Source organism: Ruegeria sp. AD9, from assembly GCF_056542305.1.
In genome coordinates, this window is record NZ_JBQFZP010000039.1 from 1 (window position 1) to 7,065 (window position 7,065).

The 7,065-nt window shown below is 53.4% G+C and carries 7 protein-coding genes and 1 tRNA gene; 2 read left to right on the forward strand and 6 right to left on the reverse strand.

The features are described 5' to 3' along the window. Window positions 1–41: 41 nt before the first annotated feature. Window positions 42–118: transfer RNA gene (locus tag ACR0AM_RS21225), tRNA-Met, on the forward strand. On the opposite strand, the gene ACR0AM_RS21230 is transcribed toward ACR0AM_RS21225, so the two are convergent. The 5 genes from ACR0AM_RS21230 to ACR0AM_RS21250 all read right to left on the reverse strand — a co-directional run bounded on the left by ACR0AM_RS21230 (window position 75) and on the right by ACR0AM_RS21250 (window position 6,108). Beyond that, window positions 75–1,715 (reverse strand): recombinase family protein, encoded by a 1,641-nt coding sequence (locus ACR0AM_RS21230; protein WP_480623957.1) that lies wholly within the window; start codon window positions 1,713–1,715, stop codon window positions 75–77. The genes ACR0AM_RS21225 and ACR0AM_RS21230 overlap by 44 nt on opposite strands. Window positions 1,716–2,097: 382 nt before the next feature. Continuing rightward, entirely contained in the window at window positions 2,098–2,970 is an 873-nt protein-coding gene (locus ACR0AM_RS21235; RefSeq protein WP_480623954.1) for a tyrosine-type recombinase/integrase, read from the reverse strand. Window positions 2,971–3,139: 169 nt separating this feature from the next. Then, window positions 3,140–4,819, reverse strand: coding sequence for a site-specific integrase (locus ACR0AM_RS21240; RefSeq protein WP_480623955.1), 1,680 nt, complete (start codon window positions 4,817–4,819; stop codon window positions 3,140–3,142). A 167-nt stretch (window positions 4,820–4,986) separates the two neighbouring features. Then, the gene (locus ACR0AM_RS21245; RefSeq protein WP_480623956.1) at window positions 4,987–5,199 is read right to left on the reverse strand and encodes a helix-turn-helix domain-containing protein; all 213 of its coding nucleotides are present in this window, start codon (window positions 5,197–5,199) and stop codon (window positions 4,987–4,989) included. A gap of 447 nt (window positions 5,200–5,646) precedes the next feature. Then, window positions 5,647–6,108, reverse strand: coding sequence for a hypothetical protein (locus tag ACR0AM_RS21250; protein ID WP_480496583.1), 462 nt, complete (start codon window positions 6,106–6,108; stop codon window positions 5,647–5,649). Window positions 6,109–6,236: 128 nt separating this feature from the next. On the opposite strand from ACR0AM_RS21250, the gene ACR0AM_RS21255 reads away from it, so the two are divergent. Then, window positions 6,237–6,491, forward strand: coding sequence for a helix-turn-helix domain-containing protein (locus ACR0AM_RS21255; protein WP_480496582.1), 255 nt, complete (start codon window positions 6,237–6,239; stop codon window positions 6,489–6,491). Between the two features lie 164 nt (window positions 6,492–6,655). Here the strand turns inward: ACR0AM_RS21255 and ACR0AM_RS21260 are convergent, their stop codons facing one another. Then, the gene (locus tag ACR0AM_RS21260) at window positions 6,656–6,850 is read right to left on the reverse strand and encodes a major capsid protein (RefSeq protein WP_480623958.1); all 195 of its coding nucleotides are present in this window, start codon (window positions 6,848–6,850) and stop codon (window positions 6,656–6,658) included. Window positions 6,851–7,065: the final 215 nt, after the last annotated feature.

The following is a 7,065-nucleotide window of genomic DNA, read 5'->3' on the forward strand; positions in this document are numbered from 1 at the left end:
AAAGACCTCAAGTAGCGTAAGCGGTAGGTCATAAAAAGTGTCGCGGGATGGAGCAGCCCGGTAGCTCGTCAGGCTCATAACCTGAAGGTCGCAGGTTCAAATCCTACTCCCGCAACCAGCGTCACAGAACCGCCCGTAGCGCCAACGCTGCGGGCGTTCTGCTGTGTACTAAGAGCCAAAAGACCAGCCAACTCCCCAACGAGTTCTATGGTAAGCTGTCCGTCATTGGGCAGCAGTCGAATCTCGGACAACAATCCTCGAATGATGGATGTCGCTTCAGTCTTCGTCGCGGGGTTGTTCAACGCATCGCTCAAGTCCTCCACCTTTTCTTTATAGATGCCAGCGAGACCGGGATGTAAAAGAACGGGTCGCTCCTGAGACGAAGCGGATAATTCTGCTTCCAACTCTTCTTTGCGGGCTTCGAGATCGTCCATCTTCGCCTTCAAACTGGGATGGAACATCCCTTCTGTAATCGCATCAATAATCTTGCTGATTTGATTGGTGATCTTGGCCAGTTCTTGTTCGGTTTTGGCTTTGCACTTGGATATCTCGGCAGTCAGACGATTGAACTCTTTTTGGTACGCTGACACAAACTCGGAGATGAGGTCCGGATGCAGCAGTTGGTCCTTGAGGCCGGTGAGCACACGGGTTTCCAAATCTTCCCGCTTGATGGTCAGTCGGTTGTTGCAGGTGCCTTTGTTGCGAGAGTTGGCGCAACCAAAATGAGATTTTCCAACAATGGTGTAGCCCCCGTCGCAATCGCCGCACTTCAAGAGCCCAGAGAACAGATGTTTGGCGCGGTGTGCGCGTTCCGGGCGGTTGACACCGCTGCTGATGACAGCACTTCGGGTGGCTGTTTGACGGTCTTTGACTTGGGACCACAGGTTGTCGGAGATAATGCGAAGATTAGGTACGTCTTCAATGACCCATTCTTCGGGAGGGTTTGGTCGCGCTTGTCGCTTACCGGTTTTGGGGTCTTTTACAAAGCGTTGGCGGTTCCAGACGAGACGACCAATGTAGAGTTCGTTATTAAGAATGCCGGTGCCCCTCCGCCAGTTCCCGTAGATTGTGGACGCGCCCCAGCCTGCAATCCGAGGGCCAGAAACACCCTCGTTGTTCAATGCTCCTGCAATGGCTCGAGGACTGCTACCATTCGCGTAATCCTCAAACACGCGGCGAACAATGGCAGCTTGCTCTTCATTGATGGCTCGTTCGCCAGTGGACATCTGTCCGCCTGGGTTGAAATTACGTACGACGTCGTAGCCGTAGGTGATCCCACCGGCTGACTTGCCTTTGCGCACACGCCCCTCTAGTCCGCGATGGGTCTTTTGAGCCAGGTCCTTCAGGAACAGACTGCTCATGGTCCCCTTGAGGCCGATATGCAGTTCGGAAATCTCCCCTTCCGCCACTGTGACAATTGGGATGCCCTGAAATCGCATCTGTTTAAAGAAGGCGGCGATATGTTCTTGGTCGCGGCTGATCCGGTCGAGGCCTTCGGCTACAACGACATCAAACAGATTACATCGCGCATCTTCTAATAGACGCTGGTAGCCGGGGCGCAGATGCGACGCACCGCTCAGACCCCGGTCGGTATAGGTCTCCGCCTCTTTCCACTTGTTGCCATTGATTAGGCGTAGACACAGCCGATGTTGGTCCTCGATGGAGGCGTCGCTTTGAAGATCGGTGGAGTAACGGGCGTAGATGGCGGCGCGCATGTGTCGGGCCTTTCGGACTGAGAAACTAGTTGGCCCATCCCATTATAGGCATGGATTGGACAGTGTCTTCCACTTTCGATTGCAACTTGTTGCAATGGTCGTTCGCTGCTGTTCTCTGCGCAGCCTTACTTTCTGTTGCAACAGTTGCAATTAGATTGGTCACTTTGAGAAGGCTAGATATGTAACAAGATCAGTGATTTAGGTGTTGATGGTAAGCGCCAAATAAGACAAGCTGGTTCCGGGCGTCGGAGAGACCCGATGGAAGTTTCTTCCTAGGTGTTTCTTTCTTTCTGACAATCGAACAATGGATCTCCAAGGATCATTTGATCCTTGTGTTCATTCCGACGCCCGCCATGCCTCCTCATCAAAGAACCGATACATATCAACGTCGAGATTTTTGGAGTTGAATGACGACACTCTGGTATGCATCGCAGGCGGATAGGCCGGAGGCGCGGTTATAGTGCTTCTCGGCCATATCCAGAGTTGCATGTCCCAGGATGTCCCGGATGATGCCCACGTGCTCTGGGTCTGTCTCGGCAATCGTGGTAGCCGCTATGTGCCGAAACTTATGGGGTCGGAGTTCGACGCCTAGCAGACGTTGTGTCACTTTGGGTAACTCTCGTGAGAGACCATCCGGGGCAATCGGATCGCCATACTGATTGATCCAGAGCGCATTGGATTTTTTGGGCCCAAGCAGAGTTGTTCGATGCATATCCAGATACGTCACCATGGGATTGACCAAGGCCTTGGGAAGAGGAAACCAACGGGCCTTCTTGTCTTTCATATCCTCAGCTGAGAAAACCACTTCGAAACCTTCTTTGGTATTGCGCAGATGCTGATCTGCTGTCATCGCCAACAAGGCGCGCCGACGCACAGGGCGCGAAACGAGAAAGGCGATCATCAATGCTTGGCGGAAACGGATTGCGCGCTTTAAGTCGCTGAGCGAAGGATCGTTCTCGATATCTTTCAACCATTCGAGACATCTGCCCAAAATCTCATCCGCTGAAATTGGGACGGCTTTTTGCAAGCTTTTTCGATCTGCACGATGACTTAAGCGATTGAAAAGACGGTTTAACCAGTCCCAATCGCCGGATGGGTGCATGGCTACCGCGAGGACGTACAGGTCACTTACCAGGTTTTTGAGTGTGACAGCGCCGACGCGTGTCTCGGCCTCTTCCAAAAAAGCACGCACTTCATCTTTGGTGATGCGGTCCGTTGGTCGGTGTTCCAAGAGCGTTGGCTGAAGCCGTGCCATCCATGACAACCAGTATCCGTAACTCTGGCGTCTCTTATTACGACTGCCGTCAGACCAATAAACGCATGGACCCGTTCCGTCGAATATGTCGCCAGTTGCGAACAAGGCTTTCCAGGCGGCTCTATCCGCCTGGGGCCAATCTTTGTGAGGAAGAACAAGAGGGGTCGTCTTAGTCATCAGGCTTGCCTTTCCATTTGGAAAGAACCACCTCGTCGTAGTGGTCATGTGCCCATTGGTTGCTGAGCGATGCGTAGAAGTCCATCGTGGTCTGGAGCCGTTTGTGTTTGAGCAGGCGGCGCACCGTTTCGAAATCACCGGGGCGCTCCTCGAGGTACAGCTTGGCAGCAATGTGCCGGAACAGATGAGGGTGCACCTTCAATCCAGTCTCGCGTAAGATACGCTGGGTGAGTTCGCCACCAAAATTGCTGGGCGCTCTTGGCCTTCCGTCGTTGTTGCGTGGGAACAAAGCTCGTCCATCCGCCAGCGACACCTGCGGTCGGAACTGCATGATGTAGCGATGCAGCAATTTGGAACTGCGGGCGTTCAATTTAACTTCAATTGGTTCGCCGTTCTTTACCTCGATCCCTTCGACGCGAATGGAATACAAAGTATGTGTTCCTGAACGGGTGACGATCAGATGCTTGTCCAGATCAAGCCCGGCGAGGTTTTTGACACGCATGGGACAACTCAAGAGGATGGTCAGTGCCGCAGCGTGCATCGCCGCCAAAGCGTCGTCGCGCCGGGTCGGACTGTCATTCGCACGTGACATCAGTGTATCTGGCAGACTTAGCAACAGGGCCACGTTCTCCCAATCGTTGAACTGCGCGAGGCGTTCTGCGTTTTTGTTGCTCATACCGCGCGGGGTTGTAGCGACCCGTTTGTGAATGGCTTTGAGTGCCTTGATGACGTCTTCCGGCGCGTTCAGGTGGTGCCGTGCAATGGCGATACAGGTTGCAGCTATATTGCTCAGCCCGGACGGCAAACAATTGCTCCCATGTCGGTCCATCATCGCCCGGAAGGCAGTTTTGAGATTGTCTGGTGTGACCAATACAGAAAGGCTGGTGAAGTCTTCCGGTTTGCGACCAGTAGTGACCAATGTGTCCAGCATTTGACGCAGATGCGCTTGGGTATTGCGCAGGCTGGTCTCGCGCAGCGGTTTGTCAGGCCCGTCATCGCTGAAGATATCGCGTTGCGCCAAACGGTCGATATAGGCCTTGATCTCTGCTTGCAGGCTTTCCGGGTAATCCGTCAGCGGGCGGGCCACGTACCGATCAGACGGCAGACGCGACAACCGAGGAAGATTGAGATCGTATCTGCCGATCACATGGTTCCACGTGTCGATCATTGACCGGACATGATTGATGGGCTCGTTCTTCAGCAACACAGCGTCGAGGGCTGCCTGAAATGCCTGAACCACTTCGCTGTTGACCTCTGCCGGTTGGATCGACCGGGCACTGCAATAACGTGCAAAACGTATCAAGCCCCAAACCTGATGGCTGGACTTTACGGCCTTGAGAAATGTGTCCCACTCCGGTGTCGAGGCAGACTTGGCTTCCACGTCTTGCAAGACGCCGACCACCCGCAACGCGCTTGCCAAATCGCTTATGGTGGTGCTGAGGGTTTTAGGCTTCACACCACAGGCTGCGGGATGCAACGATGCCAGTAGCTTGCGTAGCTGCGGGATGTCTGTCGGGATGTCCGACGGCGGTCGGTTCAAGTATGCGCTGATGCGTGAGATCGCGGATAGCTTGGACTGCTGACGCTTCTTGTCAGGGTCTGGGTTGGCCTTTAGCGCGTCTAACACTTCGGCCAAAGTCGCTGGGGGTTGGATGTCTTGGTGATCTACCACGATAAACCTCTTCGGTTTTGAGATAAGGACAAAGGGGGACATTGGAGGACAGGCAGACCCATGGCGGCCCTCTTGCGGACATTCGGGAAACCAAGGGCGTGAATTTAAATCCAAAGTTCGTGTCCCCGTTTTCCCGAACGCTGAAAAAGACAAATATTGTGAATATGTTAGAGAACATGTGCCGCAGCCTGATTGCCACGTTGCTTGGCCAAGGCGCGCAGGTCGCTACGAGCGACGCGCCAATCGCGGCCCAATCGAGTTGCAGGTAGTTTGCCGGATTTGATCCAGCGGTGAACGGTCTTGGTGCTGATGCGAAACAACGCGGCGACATCGCGTACGCTGAGATAAGCGGCATCCTCTGAAATCGGCAGATCAACCATGATCCACCTCCGCGTTGCAACCGTTGCAACGCTCGGCAAAATCCGACTGCGCAGCCTCGCGGGCCAGCAGGTGTACTAAGTCGATGAGGGATTTGGGAAAGGCGACTTCGGGCAGATTGCCCTTGGGATTGGTAGACGAGCACGCCAAAGCAGTGGTCCTTCTGAAAGAACCGCACGAGGCAATGATCGTGATGTTTGGCTTGGGAGAGCACTCCACATAGCAAAACACTGACCTCAAAAGAGGTCAGGATCATTGCCATCGAGTGCGTCGAGGACGAAGAGCCGCCCTGTTCAATCCCAATGATTGCGGCCCAGCAACTAGGGCTGGTGGGTTAAAAGTGGCCGCAGTTTACCTGCGTTGGGCATTTATAGAAATTCCCCACCCGTGCGCTAACACTCTCGTAACATATTCAAAACCAGCCTGACGCGTTACCGGTGAAAACCGGTTTAATTCCAGCCCGACTTTATCGCGCCCTGTAAGGTTACCGTGATCGGATCAACCGCGGCCCCATCTTCCACCGCAAACATAAAGACCTTTGTGAAACCATTCCGGGTGCCAAGTCCTCGGCTTTTTTGGATGAAGTAACCATCCCGAATCTTTGCCCGAACGGCTTTCACCATGTCATGCTCATTGAGCCTGAGTACACGGATCGCATCATCCTTGAGTTTACGATGCCCGAAGCGACCATCAAGGCTTGTAGGTCGGCGATACATGTGGCTGATCTGCCGAAGAAAACCATTTGTCTTCGGTCGCAGATGCGAAGGAAAGTGGCCGGTGATGAACATATATGCCGCTCGATCACGTAGCAGTTCCTCACCGTAAGGGGTGCTCAGAATATCTCCGGCGTAATCACCATACAAAGCTGAACGGTCAACGGGAGGTTGCCGTTTCTGAACTGAAATCTGCATGTATGAATCTCCTCTCCATCCCAGTTCTGCATGAAGTTGCAGCGGGGTAGCCGCGCAATACCCCCAATTTGGGGTTAATCCCATAACAGGGGTAGCTGCTTGTGTCCACACGTTAAAGGTCATGAGCAGTGGCGGGTGCCGTAAGATCAGAGGCTTATCAGTTTCTGCTGAGTGAACTTATCAGGCTCAGGCAGGTAGCTGGCCTATCGCAGGCTGGTTTAGCGAAGTTGCTGGGCAAGCCTCCATCTTATGTTGGAAAATATGAATTGGCAGAACGCCGGTTAGACATCGTAGAAACGATTGTCATATTGAAGGCTCTGAATGCCAACGTTTCGGCTATCACCTCGGCGGTTTCTGACATGGCTCCTGTCAGTTTGCGGTGACAAGACAGCCGCTGACTGACATGTCGCATAGATGGGGTTTGCGCAGAATCCGGACTTTGCAAACTCAAGGCCGATTCCTGAAAGCGGACCTTCACGCCTTAAAGGATCTTGGGCAGACGAGCCCTGACCGGACATTGCCAAGAAATCTGGTATCTGCACGTGCACTAGGCTGCTTTTGGCACTTTGACGCTGGTCATAGCGTCCTGCTCCAGTGCAACGGGAGAAACCGCGCCTGACGCATAAGCGTCGCGACGCCTGTTCAGACCCGAGATGCTTTTCCAGAAGGTTTCAGATGAATAGTCGCCCTCATTCGATGCTGCGACCAAGGTGATTGCACCTCGGGAAGCGTCATAGAACAGATCCTTTTCTTACAGATCGGTTCATTTGTAAGATCATTCCACCGCACCTGACATATTCTGACGGTGAGTGAAGAAACATTTTTAATTAGCGGATTGGAAAAAACATGGGCACTCAGGATAACGAATGTCCGTCATCGAATGATTTGGAACACGAGCGTTTGATTGGCTTAGGAGGATCAGGCTCGCCGTAGTTTCAATCTACGCCGCGTTCTGAT